Annotated in this window: 19 protein-coding genes; 4 read left to right on the forward strand and 15 right to left on the reverse strand. The window is 37.6% G+C overall.

Annotated elements, in window-relative coordinates:
- Window positions 1-7: 7 nt before the first annotated feature.
- The 5 genes from MKY07_RS19405 to mqo form a co-directional block, all read right to left on the reverse strand.
- Window positions 8-883 (reverse strand): branched-chain amino acid ABC transporter permease, encoded by an 876-nt coding sequence (locus MKY07_RS19405; protein WP_008407046.1) that lies wholly within the window; start codon window positions 881-883, stop codon window positions 8-10.
- Window positions 884-960: 77 nt separating this feature from the next.
- Entirely contained in the window at window positions 961-2,172 is a 1,212-nt protein-coding gene (locus MKY07_RS19410; protein ID WP_014822389.1) for an ABC transporter substrate-binding protein, read from the reverse strand.
- Window positions 2,173-2,414: 242 nt separating this feature from the next.
- Window positions 2,415-3,020, reverse strand: a complete 606-nt coding sequence (locus MKY07_RS19415) for a class I SAM-dependent methyltransferase (protein WP_014822388.1) — start codon at window positions 3,018-3,020, stop codon at window positions 2,415-2,417.
- A gap of 45 nt (window positions 3,021-3,065) precedes the next feature.
- On the reverse strand, window positions 3,066-3,545 hold the full coding sequence (locus tag MKY07_RS19420) for a methylated-DNA--[protein]-cysteine S-methyltransferase (RefSeq protein ID WP_014822387.1): 480 nt from the start codon (window positions 3,543-3,545) through the stop codon (window positions 3,066-3,068).
- 101 nt (window positions 3,546-3,646) lie between these two features.
- Window positions 3,647-5,131, reverse strand: coding sequence for a malate dehydrogenase (quinone) (gene mqo / locus MKY07_RS19425; RefSeq protein ID WP_014822386.1), 1,485 nt, complete (start codon window positions 5,129-5,131; stop codon window positions 3,647-3,649).
- Between the two features lie 517 nt (window positions 5,132-5,648).
- Between mqo and MKY07_RS19430 the strand changes: the two genes are divergently transcribed.
- Window positions 5,649-6,494, forward strand: coding sequence for a DegV family protein (locus tag MKY07_RS19430; RefSeq protein WP_065217689.1), 846 nt, complete (start codon window positions 5,649-5,651; stop codon window positions 6,492-6,494).
- A gap of 53 nt (window positions 6,495-6,547) precedes the next feature.
- Here the strand turns inward: MKY07_RS19430 and MKY07_RS19435 are convergent, their stop codons facing one another.
- Window positions 6,548-6,793, reverse strand: coding sequence for a hypothetical protein (locus tag MKY07_RS19435; protein WP_014822384.1), 246 nt, complete (start codon window positions 6,791-6,793; stop codon window positions 6,548-6,550).
- A 100-nt stretch (window positions 6,794-6,893) separates the two neighbouring features.
- Between MKY07_RS19435 and MKY07_RS19440 the strand changes: the two genes are divergently transcribed.
- Window positions 6,894-7,646: a DUF2268 domain-containing putative Zn-dependent protease gene (locus MKY07_RS19440; protein ID WP_014822383.1), complete on the forward strand. Its 753-nt coding sequence runs from the start codon at window positions 6,894-6,896 to the stop codon at window positions 7,644-7,646.
- Between the two features lie 24 nt (window positions 7,647-7,670).
- On the opposite strand, the gene MKY07_RS19445 is transcribed toward MKY07_RS19440, so the two are convergent.
- From MKY07_RS19445 to MKY07_RS19480, 8 genes are all read right to left on the reverse strand, one after another.
- Window positions 7,671-8,312, reverse strand: coding sequence for a peptidylprolyl isomerase (locus MKY07_RS19445; protein WP_014822382.1), 642 nt, complete (start codon window positions 8,310-8,312; stop codon window positions 7,671-7,673).
- Window positions 8,313-8,475: 163 nt separating this feature from the next.
- Window positions 8,476-9,615, reverse strand: a complete 1,140-nt coding sequence (locus tag MKY07_RS19450) for a zinc-dependent alcohol dehydrogenase (protein WP_008407061.1) — start codon at window positions 9,613-9,615, stop codon at window positions 8,476-8,478.
- Between the two features lie 165 nt (window positions 9,616-9,780).
- On the reverse strand, window positions 9,781-10,242 hold the full coding sequence (locus tag MKY07_RS19455) for an isoprenylcysteine carboxylmethyltransferase family protein (protein WP_008407062.1): 462 nt from the start codon (window positions 10,240-10,242) through the stop codon (window positions 9,781-9,783).
- 82 nt (window positions 10,243-10,324) lie between these two features.
- A complete protein-coding gene (locus tag MKY07_RS19460; protein ID WP_041865669.1) occupies window positions 10,325-11,407 on the reverse strand; it encodes a 3-oxoacyl-[acyl-carrier-protein] synthase III C-terminal domain-containing protein in 1,083 nt (360 codons plus the stop codon).
- Window positions 11,408-11,580: 173 nt separating this feature from the next.
- Window positions 11,581-11,919: a CotD family spore coat protein gene (locus tag MKY07_RS19465; protein WP_008407064.1), complete on the reverse strand. Its 339-nt coding sequence runs from the start codon at window positions 11,917-11,919 to the stop codon at window positions 11,581-11,583.
- Window positions 11,920-12,081: 162 nt separating this feature from the next.
- Window positions 12,082-12,825, reverse strand: coding sequence for an HAD-IIB family hydrolase (locus tag MKY07_RS19470; protein ID WP_339263386.1), 744 nt, complete (start codon window positions 12,823-12,825; stop codon window positions 12,082-12,084).
- Window positions 12,791-13,999 carry a glycosyltransferase gene (locus MKY07_RS19475; RefSeq protein WP_014822379.1) on the reverse strand — a complete coding sequence of 403 codons (1,209 nt, stop codon included), beginning with the start codon at window positions 13,997-13,999 and terminating at the stop codon, window positions 12,791-12,793. Before MKY07_RS19475 ends, MKY07_RS19470 begins: the two co-directional genes overlap by 35 nt.
- A 385-nt stretch (window positions 14,000-14,384) precedes the next feature.
- Window positions 14,385-14,807: an organic hydroperoxide resistance protein gene (locus MKY07_RS19480; RefSeq protein WP_065217694.1), complete on the reverse strand. Its 423-nt coding sequence runs from the start codon at window positions 14,805-14,807 to the stop codon at window positions 14,385-14,387.
- 340 nt (window positions 14,808-15,147) lie between these two features.
- Between MKY07_RS19480 and MKY07_RS19485 the strand changes: the two genes are divergently transcribed.
- The gene (locus MKY07_RS19485; protein WP_014822377.1) at window positions 15,148-15,735 is read left to right on the forward strand and encodes a hypothetical protein; all 588 of its coding nucleotides are present in this window, start codon (window positions 15,148-15,150) and stop codon (window positions 15,733-15,735) included.
- A gap of 142 nt (window positions 15,736-15,877) precedes the next feature.
- Here the strand turns inward: MKY07_RS19485 and MKY07_RS19490 are convergent, their stop codons facing one another.
- Entirely contained in the window at window positions 15,878-16,102 is a 225-nt protein-coding gene (locus tag MKY07_RS19490; RefSeq protein WP_065217695.1) for a hypothetical protein, read from the reverse strand.
- 350 nt (window positions 16,103-16,452) lie between these two features.
- On the opposite strand from MKY07_RS19490, the gene MKY07_RS19495 reads away from it, so the two are divergent.
- Entirely contained in the window at window positions 16,453-20,259 is a 3,807-nt protein-coding gene (locus tag MKY07_RS19495; RefSeq protein WP_339263388.1) for a S8 family serine peptidase, read from the forward strand.
- Window positions 20,260-20,345: the final 86 nt, after the last annotated feature.

Genomic DNA, 20,345 nt, shown 5'->3' on the forward strand with positions numbered 1-20,345 from the left:
TGTTCACCTACACTTTCTCGCGCGTATTTTTACCGAAAATACCCGCTGGACGTAATATTAGAATTAAAATCAGGATGACAAATGCGGCTGCATCTCGCCATAATGAATATCCAAGTGCCGAAACAACTGTTTCAACAACCCCTAGTACAAGACCGCCTACCATTGCCCCCGGAATAATGCCAATACCACCTAACACAGCGGCAATGAATGCTTTAATACCAGGCATAATCCCCATTAACGGATCAATACGTGTATAGTAAATACCAAAAATTACGCCTGCAGCTCCTGCCAGTGCGGAACCAATTGCAAATGTGGCTGAAATCGTATTATCTACGTTAATGCCCATTAAACGAGCTGCATCTGCATCATGGGATACGGCGCGCATTGCTTTACCGATCTTTGTTTTATGAACAATGAATTGTAATAAGATCATTAAGAAAATCGAAACAGATAAGATGAATATCGCCAGTGTACTGATTTGTGCACCGAAAATTTCAATATTTTTCGTTGCAAATACAGACGGATACGCCTCTGGTGACGGACCTCTAAAGAAAATTACCGTATATTCAATTAACAGTGAGACACCGATTGCCGTAATAAGGGCTGCGATTCGCGTTGCATTACGCAGTCGCTTATAGGCGACACGCTCGATTATTACTCCAATAACGGCACATAATATCATCGCGATAATAAGGGCTAAAAAGACATTCATTTCCCAACGTGCAATGGCATAAAAGCCGATAAAAGCACCAAGCATGAAAACATCACCATGGGCAAAGTTGATGAGCTTAATAATTCCGTATACCATCGTATAGCCTAGTGCGATTAGTGCATAAATACTACCTAGCGAAATACCATTCACTAATTGTTGGATCCATTCCATACAGTTCACTCCTTTTTTCTCTATTAATGTATGAAAAAAAAAGGGAGGCTAGTTCCGCCCCCCTTACTCGTAAAAAATTAAGGATTAACTTTAGAGTTGAACTGTTGTTTGCCGTCTACGAATTCTAGAACTGTTGCAGATTTTACTGGGTTGTGGTTTTCGTCAACTGTGAAAGTACCTGTTACTAAGCTTAAATCTTTCGTTGATGCAAGCTGCTTTTGAATTGCTTCGCCTGTAATGTCTCCATCTACACGCTTAATCGCATCAACGATAAAGTAAATCGAATCATAACCTAATGCATGGAAAGCATTCGGTGATTTGCTGTACTCATCATTAAATGCTGTAACGAAGTCCTGAATTTTTGAATCCGGATCTTCAGATGAGTAGTGGTTAGTAATAAAGGTATTATTTAACGCATCAGCACCCGCTAATTCAATTAGTGTTGGCGAATCCCAACCATCAGCACCCATAAGCGGTACGGTAATACCTAATTCCCGTGCTTGTTTTACGATAATCCCTACTTCTTCATAGTAGCCAGGGATGAAAATGAAATCAGGATTTTTCCCTTTAATATTAGTTAATTGAGATTTAAAGTCTACGTCCTTTGCAACATACGCCTCTTCTGCGACTACCGAACCGCCATTTGCAGAAATAGTTTCCTTAAATGATGCGGCTAAACCTTTCGCGTAATCTGAAGCATTATCCGCGAAAATTGCCACATTTTTAGCTTGTAGTTCATTTGTCGCAAAGTTTGCTGCTACCGTCCCTTGGAATGGGTCGATGAAACAAGTACGGAATGCATATTCATTTACTGTTCCGTCATCGTTTACTGTTACATTTGGTGCAGTACCTGACCCTGTCACCATCGGAACTTTATGCTGACTTGCGATTTGTACTGTTGCAACGGAGTTCCCTGAAGTAGCCGGCGCTAACATTGCCACTACTTTTTCTTGTTCTGCTAATTTCATGGCAGCAGAAGTTGCTTCCGCTGTTTCTGATTTATTGTCGACTGGAATGTACTCCAGTTTTTTTCCATCTATACCGCCTGCTGCATTAATTTCTTCAATCGCCAATTTTGCTCCATCATTAATCGATGATCCGTATGAAGCTACAGCACCTGATAATTCTAAGTTGGCTCCGATTTTAATCGTGTCGCCAGCTGCATTGCCGCCGTCTCCTGATCCAGAAGAACTAGAGTCATCTGTACCACAACCAGCTAACACCCCTGTTAATAAAGCTGTTGCCATGAATAATGAACCATACTTTTTTGTCTTTTTGTGATTTGTCATCATCATTTCCCCCTTAGTCATACTACAAATGTTAGATATTTCTGATAATTATAACCAATACCCTACATTCGCACAATCTAATTTTTCAATATTCAGAATAAATCTACGAGAATAATATAAACAATTATTCCAACTTCTGTATTGTAATCGAATACTAATTATTAGTCTAGTATGATTATTCTGTTAATTTTATGTATTCTAAATTTACAGTCTACTATTTTCTGATAATAAAAAAACGCCGTTTATTGTTTCGGAATACGAAAAACGACGATACGTTCATTTTCATTTTTTTCATGGCGTAATTTTATATCTAAATAGCAATGTAGTGACTGCTCTTGTTGCAGGAAATCCATATAGTCAGGGGATGGATAATATAAAATAATATCTACTATTCGCGGGTATAACGTGATGGAATCCATAACATGCTTTATAAACTCACGAAATACATGTACTGAAAAGGGGTTGAAGAAGAAAAAGACATTATCGTGCTTTTTAATTTCATATGTCTCGGCGATGATGTTCAAAAATTGAATCGGTGCTTGTTTCTTCTTTACCTTTTTTAAATATTGCTCTGCATTATGTTCCGCTTCTGTAAAAAACTTCTGATCCATTTCAATGCCAATAACGGGAATATGGAAGCGATGATATATATAAATAGGAACACGCCCTTTTCCGCAGCCGATATCCAGAAAATGTGCTTTAGGGGGTAGCTCGTAGGATTCGAATAATTGCTCCAGTCCGCTATAGGGTGTAGGTTCATAGCGATGGTATTTTGCTAATTTGGGAAAACCGTATTGATAGCCGGTTGTTTCGATATTTAGCATATGATCATATTGCTGCTCGTTCATTCATTCACCTCACTAACTAGTTTAAAAAAATATATTTCTATAACGTTAATCTAAATTGAAGCTATATTTAAGCTCATGTTCAAGCAGCCACTGTTTTCTCCATAAACCGCCTGCATACCCTGTAAGTTTACCATTTTTGCCGATAATCCGGTGGCATGGGACGATAATACTTATCACATTTTTGCTATTTGTCATTCCAACAGCGCGGACAGCTTTTTCATTTTCAATCTGTTGGGCAATTTCTTTATAGGAAGCGGTTTTGCCATAAGGAACTGTTGTTAATGCTTGCCATACCGTTGTTTGAAACATTGTTCCTTGCAATTTATAAAGTATCGAAAAATCTTTGCGTCGGCCTTTAAAATATTCATCCAGCTCTGTACTGCAGTCCAATAAAAGCTGAGGGGTATCATTAGCTGGGAAGTTTATAATTTCTTCTCGCTCTGCAAATAATACCGATGCTATAAAATGTTCAGTTCCTGCAATCTCAATAACGCCAATTGGTGAAGCATAATCTAATTTATACATTGTACTCCTCCTTCCCTTCTCCAAATTTACTATAGCGTAATTTCTTTATTAAAAAAAGAACCTTTAATCCGACAATGATTAAAGGTTCTTTCTATTAACAATTATGCTTTGTTTAAACCTAAAGCTTTCGTTGTTGTTTCATGTACTTCTTTAAGAAGTTCTGTATTTTCAACTAAGTTTTCACCGTAAGATGGAATCATTTCCTTAATCTTTGGTTCCCAAGCTTTCATCTCTTCTGGGAAGCATTGGTTGATTACTTTTAACATAACAGATACAGCTGTAGAAGCACCTGGAGATGCACCTAATAATGCTGCGATAGATCCGTCGTGTGCAGTTACAACTTCAGTACCGAATTGTAATGTCCCTTTACCAGCGTCTGTGTCTTTAATTACTTGTACACGCTGACCTGCAACACTAACTTCCCAGTCTTCTGACTTGGCAGTTGGAATGAATTGACGTAATTCCTCCATACGTGCTTCTTTTGAAAGAACTAATTGAGAAACTAAATATTTGCTCAACGACATTTCTTTCACACCACAAGCTAGTAAAGTTAATAAGTTATGTGGTTTAATCGATGCAAATAAGTCCATATTTGAACCTGTTTTTAAGAACTTCGGAGAGAAGCCTGCGAATGGTCCGAATAATAATGATTTTTTACCATCGATATAACGAGTGTCTAAGTGTGGTACTGACATCGGTGGCGCACCAACCGCTGCTTTACCATATACTTTTGCATGGTGTTGGTTAACTACTTCTTCATTGTTACACACTAAGAATAAACCAGAAATCGGGAATCCACCGATATGTTTTGATTCAGGGATACCGGATTTTTGTAGTAACTCAAGGCTACCACCACCAGCTCCAAGGAATACAAATTTCGCAATGTGGTATTCGACTTTACCGTTTTCTTTGTTATGAACTTTTACTTCCCAAGAACCATCTTTTAAACGTTTTACATCTAAAACATTATGGTTGTAGTTTACATCTACATCTTGCTTTTGTAAGTTCGTGATTAACGTACGAGTTAACGCCCCAAAGTTAACATCCGTACCAGAATCGATTTTTGTTGCAGCAATTGGTTCACTTGATTTACGTTCATTCATAATTAAAGGAATCCATTGTTTTAGTGTTTCAGGATCATCCGAGAATTCCATACCTTCGAATAATGGATTTGCTGTCATTGCTGCATGACGCTTTTTAAGATACTCAACATTGCTAGCACCTTGTACCATACTCATATGTGGTAATGGCATAATGAATTCTTCAGGTTTCTCGATTTGCTTTGTGTTAACTAAATGTGTCCAAAATTGTAGTGAATCTTGGAATTGTGTGTTAACGTTAATCGCTTTTGTAATATCGATTGTTCCGTCTTTTTTCTCGCTTGTGTAGTTAAGCTCACATAAAGCAGCATGCCCAGTTCCGGCATTATTTAATTCGTGAGAGCTCTCTTCACCCGCTTTAGCTAGGTTCTCAAATACTTTGATCTTCCAATCCGGTGCTAATTCTTTAAGCATTGTACCTAAAGTAGCACTCATAATTCCGGCACCAATTAAGATAACGTCTGATTTGATATGCTTGTTACTCATTTTTACCTTCCCTTACATATATATTAAGATTTTTAGAATAATGTAAGCGCTCTATTTTACTATCGACAACCCTTTATAGGAGACGATTCCATTGATTCTATATCATTTATTACCTTATTGTAGTGTAACACAATTGTGAAAAGATTAAAATATATACAAACCGAGACAATGCAAGCAAGTGAAAAGGTTGTCTTTTGCGAGAATAGGCTAAACATTTATGAGCATATTTTGTAGAAGCTTAAAATTATTTATTTATGTTTTCTTTATTTTCTAACAACTTTTTTCTAACTATTTTGTCTATTTTACGTTATGCTACAATGAGAAGCTTATACTTTTCATTAAATGGAATTTCTATAAATATCAACTTGAAATATCGTCAATATTTTGTAAGAATAGTAGGCATCGCTCTGTGCATAAACTATATAATAAATACAGTTATCATAGGAAAAACATGACAAATGTAAATAGTTCATAATTTAAATTAAACTAAAATCTGAGTGAGATAAGGGGGATGTTTATGAAAATTTATACGGATAGTGGTTCTGACTTACCGAAATCATTTTTTGATAACGAAGAAGTACATCTTTTTCCGTTACGCGTGTTAGTGAAAGGTGTTGAGTATGATGACATTATTGGCATCACAACAGACCAGGTATACGCGGCAATTGCTGAAGGTGAGCAACTTAAAACATCACAAGTTTCATTAGAAGTATTTATCAACGCTTTTGAAGAATTAGCAAAATCCGGTGAAGAAGGAGTTTATATTGCCTTTTCATCTGAATTGTCTGGTACATGCCAAACAGCAATTTTAGCAAAAAATCAGGTATTAGAAAGTTATCCGAACTTGAAATTAGAAATTATTGATACGAAATGTGCTTCTTTCGGGCAAGGCTTAGTTGTGAAAGAAGCCGTACGTTTAAATAAATTTGGCATTGAGTTTAATGAAGCCGTTGAAAAACTAACAACAATGGCTAATTCAATGGAACATCTATTTACAGTTGGCGATTTAAACCACTTAGCAAAAGGCGGTCGTGTATCAAAAGCGAGTGCTTTTATGGGTGGATTACTTAATATTAAGCCTATCTTAAATATGGATGATGGTAAGCTTGTACCAATAGAAAAAACACGTGGCTTTAAAAAGGCTACCCAACGTATGATTGCCCTTATGAAAGAACGTGGAGGAGACTTTTCGAATAAAGTTGTCGGTATTTCCCACAGTAATGATGAGGAATTAATGCTAGAAATAAAAGCCGCAATTGCAGATTCATTACACCCGAAGGCAATTGAAACCACAACAATTGGTGCGGTGATCGGTGCACATGTCGGTCGAGGCACAATTGCTATTTTCTTTACGGGACAATAAGTATACATTGTAAAAGCTGCCTAGAAAATTACTTTCTAGACAGCTTTTTTTACTTAAATGAAAAAAAGCCCTGCAAGTGCAATACCGGTAATCGCTCCTAAAGCAATGCCATAACCAAATCCAGCCCCGCCAAAGCCCCAAAATCCAATACCATAACCATTTCTATCGGGCATAATCCATACTTGGCGATTATCGACTTGTGTAATTCTACCTACATGCAGATTACCTTGATTATCTGTAATCCTTACCCGCTTCCCTTGATATTTGCAGCATAAATCATACGCCTCTTTTGGATGCATCTATTTCACTCCTTTCCTTACTTTTTTCTACTATATGTTCAAGCAATTCGCACATACGAGCGCTTCGTCTAATTCATACACTAAGAAAAAGGAGAAAATTATGCCCATTCTGGAGACAAAATTATTATTTGAAAAAACGGAGCATCGTGAGCTGGCAGCCTATCCAATCATCCAATCCATTTTCCCTCGATTTCCACCTGAGGCCGTTCAATTTGAACTTTTACAGCAGGGGCTGCTTCAACATGAGGAACTCCGCTTAACATTGGATGTTTGGCAAATATCAAAAAGACTTTTAGAGGAATTAATACTTTTATGGAACGGTCCGGATATACCTGTTGCCATTTTGCCAATAAAAAACGGATTTGTAAAAAATGGTGTTGCCTATCCTAATGGCATTTGTTTGTATGTATCCCCTCGCGTCACAATAAAAGAACTTCATGCACTGTTTACCCATGAATATCATCATATTTGCAGGCGCAGGTTTTTAATAGAACCCCCTACATTACTTGACTCATTGCTTATGGAAGGACTGGCCGAGCATGCGGTGGAAAGCTTATATGGAGAGTATGCATTAAGTTCATGGACGAAACGGTATTCCATGGAGGAAGTATTAAGTTATTGGGATACTCATTTCACCCAAGCATTGCATGTGTCAGGTTTGCATGAACATCAAGCCTTTTTATTCGGGGACTCGGCATTAAATTTACCCCCTTGGATTGGGTATTGTACCGGGTATCGATTGGTTGAAGCCTTTTTACAAAAGAAAGGTCCTTATGATGTAAAACAACTGCTCTCCATGCCTTCACTTTATTTATTAGAAGGTGCAGGATGGAAAAAGGGAGTAACCGAATAATTAATACGGTTACTCCCTTACATATTATTTTTGAACGACTGGCTCCGGATAATCAAAGCCTTTCGTGTCAACTTCAACTGTTTTTATCTTTTGATCTTCCAGCGGTTTATCATTTTCCGCGCGTTCAGCAGCAACAATCTCATCGACTGTTTCCATTCCTTCAGTTACCTTGCCGAATGCTGCATAGTCACCATCCAAATGCGTTGCTTGCTCCGTCATTATAAAGAATTGTGAGCCCGCCGAATCCGGATCTTGGGAACGAGCCATCGAGATTACACCTCGCTCATGTGTTAACGTATTTTCAAATCCGTTTGAGGTAAATTCCCCTTTAATTGCATAATCAGGTCCACCCATACCTGTACCATCCGGGTCTCCACCTTGGATCATGAAACCGGGAATGACACGATGGAAAATTAGTCCATCATAAAACCCATCTTCTACAAGGGAGATAAAATTGGCCACTGTATTAGGAGCTGTTTTTGGCTCTAGCTCAATAACGATCTTTTCATCATTTTCCATTGTGATCGTAACAATTGGATTTTCTGTAACTTCTTCAGCATAATTTACAGTGGTTTCCTGTTCTTTGTTTTCCGCCGTTTCCTTACCGCATGCAGCTAAAATGACGATTAGCACGGTAAATAAAACTATTTGATAATACTTCTTCATTCACATTCATCTCCTTTTTCCAACTTAATTCCATCATACTACGGATATATATATTAGAGCATCAATTGGGAGCAGCGTTTTCATTAAAAAACATCTAAAACTTTGCAACTGCAAGGTTTTAGATGTTATATAAAATGCTTTTATTTAAATTCGACAGAAAAAACTATGGTTTTAAAATAAATTTAATACTTTGATCTTCATGGTCATGGAATTTCTTATATGCCTCACTAGCCTCAGACAGCGGCACTTTATGGGTAATGATTTCTGTTGGATCAATCTTCCCTTCAGCAACCATTTCATAAAGCATTGGACTATAATGAATAGCCGGTGCTTGTCCCGTTTTTACTGTTACATTGCGCTCGAAAATATTGCCTAATGGGAACATATTGTATTTTGATCCATATACACCTGTCAGCTGAATTGTACCAAATTTTCTGACAGCCTTAATTCCAACATCAATTGCACTCAATGTTCCACCTTGAAGCTTTAGTTTTTGCTGTGCCTTTTCTACAAGGGACATTTTACCATCCATACCTACACAGTCGATTACTACATCGGCACCTCCATGTGTAAGCTCATGAAGATGATTTCCTACATCATCGAAATCATCAAAGTTAAATATTTCTACATTGTTTGTACGTTTTGCATGTTCTAAACGATAGTTTAAAGGGTCTACTACCATTACACGCTTCGCACCTTTCATCCATGCGAATTTTTGTACCATTAAGCCGATGGGGCCAGAGCCTAATACAATAACCGTATCTCCCTTTTTAACTCCCGAATGTTCCACACTCCAATAGGCAGTCGGCAATACATCAGATATAAACAGCAATGCCTCATCTTCTAGTTCACAGTTGTCAGGTACTTTAAATGGTATGAAGTTCCCGTACGGTACACGCAAGTATTCTGCCTGTCCACCCGGGAAGTTACCATAGCGCTCTGTATATCCAAAATAGGCACCCGAATCAATCGCCGGATTTTCGTTGGCATTGTCACATTGGCTTTCCAATTGATTTTGACAGTAAAAGCATTCTCCGCAAGCAACATTAAAAGGAATAACAACGCGGTCCCCTTTTTTAACTTTTGTCACATCAGGTCCGACTTCTTCCACGATTCCCATAGGTTCATGTCCAATAACAAAATCTTCTCGTGCCGGAACAGCCCCGCGATAAATATGGAGATCTGACCCGCAAATTGCCGTTGAGGTAATACGTACAATAATGTCATCTGGCTTTTCAATTTTTGCATCTGGAACTTCTTTTACTTCTACTTTTTTGGCACCTTGATATGTTACTGCTTTCAATAAGACCCCTCCTGTTGGATAAAGTATTAGAATTAAACTTCGGTAAAGTCATTCTGTAAGTTATATACCCTCCAGATAAGAAAATATACATAAAAACTGCCATTGTGTATTCTATTTACAGCTAAAAAAACACTGATCCTAAAATAAAAGGCTCAGTGTTTTTATTTATGGCTGCTTAACATTATTACGTTCCAAATAGGCAGTATAGTTCGTCCCTTCTTTTAACGCTTTTTCCTCCAGTGGAATACGAATAGAAAGGATAATGAAATTTAAAATTGTGAAACAGATAGCTGTAAAATATGCCTGGAACATAAGTGGCAATACAGCAATCTCTAAACATACAACCAAATAGTTTGGGTGACGGATAAAAGAATACGGCCCCTTCGCTACTACATTTGCTCCTGGTAAAATAATAATTTTTGTATTCCAGAAAGATCCTAATGAAACTAGACACCATACTCTTAACATCTGCAACAATAAAAATAAAATGAGCCATATATAATGCGGCGTAAACTGTCCACTGAAAAATAAGACTTCAATAAGAAGGCTTACAAAAAAGCCAGTATGCAGTACAATCATGAATGGATAATGAGAGGCACCTACTTCATATGCTCCTTTAGCAAGCATTAATTTTTCATTTCTTTTTGCTATAACCAGCTCTACTAATCTTTGAATAATTACAAAAGCTAGTACAATATAAAAAATCAGCTTACTCCCTCCATTCCAATAATACGACTTCTCCGCTAAAACCTGGCCCTAGAGCAACTAGTAAACCTAAAGTATCCGCTCTTTTTTCATTTAACATAAATTGCTCCAAAACATACAGAACTGTAGGAGAAGACATGTTTCCATTTTTTTGAAGTATTTCACGTGAAACATCTGTATGTTCCGTTGTTAAATTTAGTGTTTCCTCGTATGCTTGCAATACTTTTTTTCCACCAGGATGTGCTACAAAGTTTACAATTTGTTCAGGTAAAACATCGTACTTATTTAAAAACTCATGGATAAATGGTCCAAGCCACTTTGAAATAATGACCGGTATGCTTTTTGAAAATACTACATGCAAACCGCTATTTTTTACATCCCAGCCCATTACATCTTCAGAATCCGGCATCCACTTTGAGCCACTTCCCTTAATATAGGGGATTGGTACATTTTGCTCTAGCTCAACATCATCGCCGCACACGAGGGCACAAGCCGCTCCATCAGCAAATAATGAAGTACCTACGAGATTACTTTTAGAATAATCATCTTTTTGGAATGTAAGGCTGCATAGTTCCACACAAACGACAAGTACCTTTGCCTTTGGGTGCGCTTTGCAATAGTCAGAAGCCCTACTAATACCTGCCGCTCCCCCTGCACAGCCTAGCCCCCATAACGGGATTCTGACTAGTTCATTTGAAAAAGGTAGAATATTCATAACACGTGCATCAATACTTGGTGTTGAAATGCCTGTACTACTAATAAAAATAATAGCATCTATATCTTCAGTAGAGATGTCCTGTTGTAAAAAGGTACGATTTGTTAAACATTTTTGAATGACTTCAACACTATACTCAGTAGCCAGTTTTATATAAAGTTCATTGCGTTCTTCAAATGTATGATCTTCACGATACCAGTCAGGTGAAACACATAAATTTCTTGTTTTTATTTCACCATTCTCAAAAACTTTTAATAACCGTTCTAACTTTGGAATTTTATGTTGGAAAAGCTCTTTCGTCAATTGCTCAATATTCGACTGAGCTAATGAAAAAGGCGGTGTATGCGTACTTACTGAAGCGATTTTTGGAATAGTAATTTCTCCTTATATGAGTTATTTTCTTTCAATGTATTGATAAAACCAAAAAAATATACAGAAATAGATGGAATATTTATGTTATTTTTCATGAATAATAGCACTATCCATTAACAGGACGGTGCTATTATCTTTTTTATTAATTTTTAGATGCAATTATTGAAGAACGACTACCAGCCTCTTCGTTTTGAACAACCACAGTCACCATGTGGTCTAAACGGTGTTCCACACATTGTATTAGTTTCGAAACACTCATTCACAACAGATTGTGTATGAGGGAAATAGTGTTGGTTGTTAATATAATGTTGGTTGACCGTTGTTAAATGTGATGGATGAACGTGTGGCACCACCGTGTTCGATATATTTCTTTGAACATATTGTCTCGTTGGCGATACTTGCGGTGATGCATACTGAGTTGGTCCTGTTTGCGTTGGTAATTGCTGTGCATTATTGAAAAACGATTGACCTCTTTCATCATTAAAAGAATTAAACCAGTTTCTATTAACCAATTTTATCCTCCTTCCTTCATCTTGATGTATCTTTACTAACGTATGAAAGGAATTCGGAATAACCTATTTACTTGCCTATTGTTTAGAAACAAATTTTAAAGAATAGGCTGTAATCTGCAAAAATAGTGAAGTAAAGTCAAAAAATATTTGTCTAGTAAAAACCTATTGAATCTTTTGTGATAATGGCGTGTAAAGTTTTTCCCATATTTCTTTTACACCGGCTGATGCGTGCCCTTTTGCATAATGAATATGGTCATTTTGCGATAATGCTAATATGGCTTCACATGCGTTTCCAACTGCAATTGCAGGATAGCCGAGATTGAAAAGACTGAGATCATTTTCCGAATCCCCCGCTATAACTACCTCGCCATCATAGTTACACTTATTAAGTACATATTTCAGAGCAGCACCTTTATTAATATTTGCAGGGAGAATATCTACATCTCTTTCACTGCTAAAAATAAGATCAACTGCTAAATTATGCTGCTTGATCGCTTTCTTAAGTATTTGAACCTGCAGTTCACTCGCAAAATAGGCCAATCGCCAAGGGGTATCAATTGGCTGTCTGGCGATGTCAATGGATTTTGCAATCGTATTAACCTGTTCAAAGTCTTCCTGCTTAATATTGCTCGCCCATTCCTGATCAAGCTCATATGAAGGACCAAGATAGATCGAAGCTCCAACGTCACATATTAAAATGTCCGGCTTTGGCAGTTGTTCGCGTTCAATTAAATCAATCGCCGACTGCCTATATCTTCCTGTAATGTATATAAGAGATGTGTTTTCAAGTGCCAGCGTTTCCCACAAATCAGTATGTGGAACCTTATCGCTAACAATCGTATTATCTAAATCTGTTGCTAAAACACGAGGTTTAAGGTAAGGAAATGTAAGCATTTTTTCGTTCATACAGCTCCTTTACTTTGCGGGAAATGAGAGACCAGTTAAATTCTTTCATTGCATATTGTTTTGCATCACGACGCATTTTTAATAGTTTTGGCGAGCTCTTTAAGAAATACGCCATGCTTTCGCTCAATTTTTGCACATTTGCTTTTGGTATATGAAGGCCAGTCACTCCGGATTTGACGACATCTTTTAGTCCGCCTACATGTGTCGCAATTACAGGACAGCCACAAGCCTGCGCTTCTGCAGCTACCATACCAAATGATTCATAATGTGAAGGCATAATGGTTGCTAAGGCACCACCGTAAAGGTTCTTTAACTGTTTTTCATTTTTGGGGCCGAGGAATAATACACGATCTTCCATTCCTTTAATTGCTTCTTTTAGCGGTTCGCTTTTTGGGCAATAGTTTTTAATATCAATTGATTCCGGACAGCCACCTGCAATAAGCAGTTTCACGTTATCCGGGACATCATACTTTTTCAGCATATGTCTGAATCCTTCTAAAAGATCAAAAATCCCTTTTGAAGTTTCTAAACGGCCGGCATAAAAATAGTATGGAAATGCAAACTGATCCACTTCCTCAGGGGATGTCAGATACACTGGTGAAACTCCTACCGGCACAACAGATACTGCACTTTTTTTCTTTGTAAAAACTTCAATCTGTTGCTTTTCATTTGGAGTAGTCGCAATAACTACATCCGCTTGCTCCATAATTAGTTTTTCAAAGTGCTTACGCTTACTTTCTATAAAGCCTGTACCTTGCTCTTTTGCAATGGCAAGGGAGTGATTTGTATGGCACCAGTAAAATGAATATTCTTTTTGCAGATTATATGCAAGTACTCCTGATAACCAGTAATGGGTATGAACAACATCATAGCTGCTTATATCCAGTGTTTCGGTCATTTCTTCGTATAAACGAGGAAGTAAAGTAAACATCTGACGCTTATCAACAAAGCCTTTTTGACCACCTGCAAAGCGGTAAACTTTACTGCGCTCACCCAGCTGTTCAACTGCCGGCTTTTGTTCACTACTCCAATGGGTAACAATATCAACACTGTACCCAAGCCCATCAAGCTGCAGGGCTAAATGTTTTACATAATTGTTTTGTCCACCTGCTTGTTTACTTCCAAGTGGAATTAAAGGGTCGCCATGATCGGAAATAAATAATATCTTTCTCAAATGAAATCTCATCCTTTCGTTCTTAAGCAGCGAATCATAGCTGTAAATATTTACTGCTGTCTTGCTGATTTTTAATGAAATGATGGTAACTTTTCATAAAATTACTCTTCATTAGCTAGGTAGAATTTATAACTTCTTATGCTGTCCTTTATTCTCAATTGATTTAAACACCCTCACACTACCTAGCAAATAATAGAAGAGAGATTAAGGGTGTTGGAATTTAATATTTTATTAATTAGGTTCAATTGATACGTACCCCACTCAGTAAAAATTAAACAAAATATTCTAAAAAATAGTAAAAACAAAACTTTATTATTACACTATTTTTTCAAAATAGGTTAAAAGCACCTGCATTTTGTAATCTTTATAAGCCAGCACACTTTATTTAAATCACTTCAAGCGTGACCTCAATATTGCCTCTTGTTGCTTTTGAGTAAGGACATACTTCATGTGCTTTATGCACCAGTTCTTCTAATTGATCGCGCTCTATATCTGTGCCTTTCACCTGAAGCACAACACCAAGCTTAAACCCCTGATCTTGTTCATCTTTCAATAAGCTGACATTAGCTGTTACTTCAGAAGTGAATTTAATACGGGCTTTACTTGCCGTTAATTGGAGAGCGCTATCAAAGCAAGCAGCATAACCTGAAGCAAATAATTGTTCCGGGTTTGTTGCATTTTCAAGTTTTTTCGCTCGCGGTGTTCCTGGCATTGCTGTTTCAAATTGAATTACCCCATCATCCGACTGTACTTTCCCTTCACGTCCTCCTGAAGCAGTTGCAATAGCAGTAAATAATTTTTCAGACATTCCACTTCCACACCTTTCATTTTTAAATACAACTTATCCTTACCCGTTTTTTTCTTTTTCCAAAAGTGTTTTTGTTAATTAATTGTTAAATTCATGATGAAGTAGCAATAAATTATTCAGCAAAAAATTTTTATAGGTCGATATAATCGCCAAAATGAGTAATGAGGGCTTGTGTTTCTTTATTGGATTTATACAGTCCAATACTTTTTTACTATTTCTCTATACTATTTTTTCCCCAAACAAATTGGATGCAAGTGTTGTTAATCAAGCGATTGCTTATGTTTTGAATTGATAATCGGGGGTATCAACTTACAAGTATTCGTTGGGAGGGGATAGTAATATGTTTGGCATATCCGATCTCATTTCACTTGTCATTTCTGCATTTATTATCCTGCCTGCTGTTGTATTTATTCGGGAGATGGGATACGTAATAGTCAGTTGGCTTTTCGGAGTAATTAAACCAAGAGTAACGATCGGATCCGGGCGTAGAGTTTTTAAGTTTGGTATGTTCGATATCCGCAGTTGCTATCATTTTTATAGCTGGTTTTCGTATGACAAATTAAAACATGAAAATAAGTTTGCCTATATTAGCATTTATTCGGGACCTATTTTAATCAATCTTGTATTCGGTCTTACAATTAATTTTCTAATTGCTAATGGGGTGATTGAAGAATATAAAACATTTTGGGATCGCTTTGTTTTTTATGCATTTTATTATGTATTATTCGATGCAGTTCCAATGACCACATTTAACGGAAAACCAAATAACGGGATGATAATTTATAAGATGATTCGTTATGGAAAGCGGATCGACTCATCTAAGGAACACATTCTCCCCTCAACATCGGAAGTAGAGAAAGAATACCAGGAATACATGAAAGAAATTGACGAAAATGAAAAGAAGGTAAATAAGGAAAATCATTACTAAATCAATCAGCTTGTAATTGCCGAACCAAAATGTTAAATGATATAACCTGTTTGCAATTTGAAAAGTAACTTTCAATAAAAAAGAACCAAGGCTTATGCCTTAGTTCTTTAATTCAATGTACAAAATAGATGTCAAATATAAATTAGTTCCAGGCAGTTCGTTCACTTTCAGCCTCGTTCATGCCTGTTTTATTTCTTTTAGCAGGAACATTGCTTTCTTTTGCTGGAGCTGCATTAAAAATAAAATCAAGTTCTGATACAAACTCTTCTTGCTTGGAGTTTTTACGATTTTGATTTACTTCTAGCTTATTCGCACTTTGCTTACGACTTGCTTTTGCATAGTTGCGTTTAAAATCCATATTTGACATAGCCATCCTCCATTGATTTTTATTTGAAAAGTATAAAAATCTTTTCCCCTTTATACTTTTCATTTTAAAGTTTAACCACTCTTACTTCCTTTTATTAAAAATATATACAATCTCCTTTCCCAAATTAGTGAATTAGTTCCCACCTTTTTTTATCTCTCGTATGAAAGTTCTACTATTTTACCAAATTACTAGGAAGATTGATTTACCCTATATTTACCATACTGATACTATTTATCAATCTTTTGGAAAATACAGAAATTTCGATATTCGGATAAATTCAATTGTGATAAATTGGTAATACCGCATTAAACAGAATAGTGCGAAAATTTAATACAAAGGGGAAATGAGGATTGAAAAAGTTTAAATTTACGAGATTCTTTAGCAGTATTCTAGCTTTCGTTATGGTGCTCTCTTTATTAGTTCCATTCTCGAATGCAAGTGCTGAGGAATTAAAACCATTCAAGCAGGATGGACAGAGTGAAAGTACCCTCCAGCTAAAAGCGGCGATTGCTGAACAGCTAAGCTTGTCTAAAGATGGTCCAACTCTTCATGAAAGCCTGCAAAATATTTCAGGCAATCAAGAGGTTGCAGTTATCGTTCATTTATCTGAAAAACCGGTAGCTTTAGAGCAAGGAATCAGCCAAATTAAAGGCAAAAAATTTTCTAATGCCCGCGCAAATGAAGTTCGCGCAAATGTAAAAGCACAACAGGCAAAAGTAAAAAAAGAGTTAACTGCCAAACAAGTTCAAATGACTCAAGGATACACTTTTGATACGGTACTAAACGGGTTTGCAGCAACAATTAAAGCAAATGACATTCCAAAACTGCTATCAGTAGAAGGAATCACTTTAATTGAACCGGATGCAACAGTATACGCATCAGAAGACATTACAACAAAATCAAAATCATCAGGACTTATTAAAGATGAGCAATTGGAAGCACAAATGAATACAAGTATTTCTTTCCTTGGTATTGAAAATCTTTGGAAGGAAGGAATTGAAGGACAAGGGATAAAAGTGGCAGTACTTGATACAGGTATTGATGCAGACCACCCTGAATTTACTGACATTTATAAAGGCGGGAAGAACTTTATTCCTAACTCTTCAACTTATACTAAACCTCGTGCAGATGACGATGCATCGGAAACATTACCTTCAGAGCGCCCAGCAGGAACACCTGAATTTAATGCAAACGGAAGCTCGTTCTATACTTCTCATGGAACGCATGTTGCCGGGACAATTGCGGCAATTGGCGCTAACGAATTCGGTATTAAAGGGATTGCTCCAAAAGTAGACCTTTATGCTTACCGCGTTCTTGGAGCATACGGAAGCGGTGCGACATCAGGTATTGTTAAAGCAATTGAAACAGCTGTTATAGAAGAAATGGATGTTATTAACCTTTCACTTGGTGGTGGTGCTAACACTGAAACGGATGCAGGATCATTTGCGATCAATAACGCAATGATGGCTGGAACAATCGGTGTTGTTGCAACAGGAAACTCAGGTCCAAACCGTGGAACAATGGGCACACCTGCAACTGCCCGCTTAGGGATTGCAGTCGGTAACACAACAAATCCGGAAACAATGTATAACGGAGAAGTGAACATTACAGTAGGCGACTACAACTTAACAAAACAGCTTCCTTTAATGGGAACAACTTTTGGTAAAAACCTAGCAACACAGCTGCAAGGTGAGTTTAATCTAGTTGCGATTCCTGGAAACGGGGAAGTGAAAGATTATGAAGGAATTGATGTTGAAGGTAAAGTGGCATTAATTTCGCGCGGTAGTATTGCATTTGTTGATAAAATTGCAAATGCTAAAGCAAACGGAGCAGTCGCTACAATTATCCATAACTTTGCCGGTGGGACGAATGCTCCCGACATTTCAGGCACATTCCTTGGTGATTCATTTGAGTTCCTTCCAACATTCGATATGTCTGTAACAGACGGCAATGCAATTCGCACTGCATTGGCTGGTGGAACTGGAAAAGTAAGCTTTGGCAAGTTTGCTTCAACTACGACAACTGGAGATGATGTAAACTCTTCTAGTTCACGTGGACCTTCTACACCAAACTTCGATATTAAACCAGATGTCACGGCACCTGGGACAAATATTATGTCAACGATTCCTATGTATAAAGTGGACTTCCCTGAAGCAGTTTACAACGAAGCGTATGCTCGTAAAACAGGTACTTCTATGGCAACACCGCATATTGCAGGTATTGCAGCATTAGTAAAACAAGCAAATCCAGATTGGGATGCTTTCGATGTAAAAGTTGCCCTTTCGAATACAGCAAAAGTGCTGGATACAGCAAAATATGATGTGTTCTCTCAAGGTGCGGGACGCGTAAATGCCTATGCAGCGGCTCACCCGGAAATTCTTGCGTATGCACTTGATACAGCAGTTTTAGATGCTACAGGTGCTGTTGTAGACAACAAAAAAGGGACGGTTACTTTTGGTCCTCAATCATTGAAAGACGGAAACATTTCTGTAACGAAACAAGTATTAGTTAAAGATATGGAAGGAAATGGCGGTAATTACAACGTATCCGTAGATGTGACAAAAACATTTGGCGATGCAGCTGTTACAGTCGATCAGTCTACCTTTAATTTAGCTGGTGAGCAGCTTTTAAACATTACATTAACTGCTTCACAAGCTGTGGCACCAAATGGCTCTGAAATTTTAGGCTTTATCCATATAAACGGTGGCTCTACAGAAGCTTCATTGCCATTCGCGGCTGACTTCGGTAGCGCGGCAGTAACTGAAATTAAAGATTTCAACATTACAGAAACAGACCTGTCATTTAACGGTGATGGCATCAAAGATTCAGCGGTACTTTCATTTACCCTGACTGGTGATGTTACAACAAACTATATCGAGCTTTGGGACATTATGAATCCTGAAGGCGGAGAATATGGGGACGGTTATATCGGATATCTGCATGCAGGTTCTGCACTAGGAAAAGGATCTTATACGCTGAATGTTGGCGGGCAGTACAAACCTTGGGGCAGTGCACCTGCAACTACGATTCCGGATGGTCTATATACAATTGACTTTACTGGTCTTGCAGCTACAGGAACAGTTTCGGATTATGTCGGACCAATCGTTGTAAAAACGACAAAACCGGAAATTAAAGGTTCAGTAGCTGAAGGTGTAGCTACAGGACAAGTAACAGATAAGTATATCGACTACAATGAAGAATTATATTTATACGGCTTAGATTACAATTTAAATGATAAATTAAAAGCTTCATATGTTGCGACTGTAAACGGCGAAGTACAAGCACCGGTTGCATTCGACTTAAATCAGAATGGTAGCTTTACATTCCCGGTAACAGCAGAAACAAATGCTGTAACAGTAGTCATTACAGATGCTGCAGGAAATGTTGGCGAAGCGACTATCTTTGAAAAAGAATTAGTAGAACCAGTTGTCACTCTTTCTGTAACTCCAACAGAGCTTAATTTAACAGCTGGTGAAACAGCACAGCTTGCGGTAACGGAAACAACAACACCTGCTGAAGGCGATGCAACAGAAAAAGACGTAACTTCACAAGCTACGTATGTTGTGGCAGACGAAAATGTTGCTACAGTTGTAAACGGTTTAGTAACTGCAGTAGCGGAAGGCACAACGACAGTTACTGTTAAACATGGTGAAAATGAAGCGACAGTAACTGTAACAGTTAAAGCTCCTGCAATAGAAGAACCAGTTGTAACACTAGAAATCGACCAAACTCAAGTTGAGACAAGCATCGGTAAAGAAGTTAAGGTTAAAATTACTGAAGTATCAACGTTGAACGGTGAAACAACAGAAAAGGATGTTACAAACCTTGCAAACTACCAAGTTGAAAACGAGAAGATTGCTACTGTTAAAGCAGGCACTGTAAAAGGAAAAGGCCAAGGTACTACTTCTGTTACAGTAACATATGGTGAGCATACATTAACGTTTGATGTGACTGTTGTAAAGCCTGGCAACGGTAATGGCAATGGTAATGGTAACGGTAACGGTAACGGCAATGGCAATGGCAATGGTAACGGCAATGGTAATGGCAACGGCAACGGCAATGGCAATGGCAATGGCAATGGCAATGGCAATGGCAATGGCAATGGTAATGGTAAAGGTCCTAAAAAGAACAATGAAGTTACCGAATTTGAAATTTAATTAATATAGCCAAGTTTAAGCTTCATCCCCGATGGAGCCTAAACTTGGCTTTTTTGTCCTACGAAGAAAAAGGATGCTTTTATTAA

The sequence above is a fragment of the Solibacillus sp. FSL W7-1472 genome (genome assembly GCF_037969775.1).
GTDB classification, from domain to species: domain Bacteria; phylum Bacillota; class Bacilli; order Bacillales_A; family Planococcaceae; genus Solibacillus; species Solibacillus silvestris.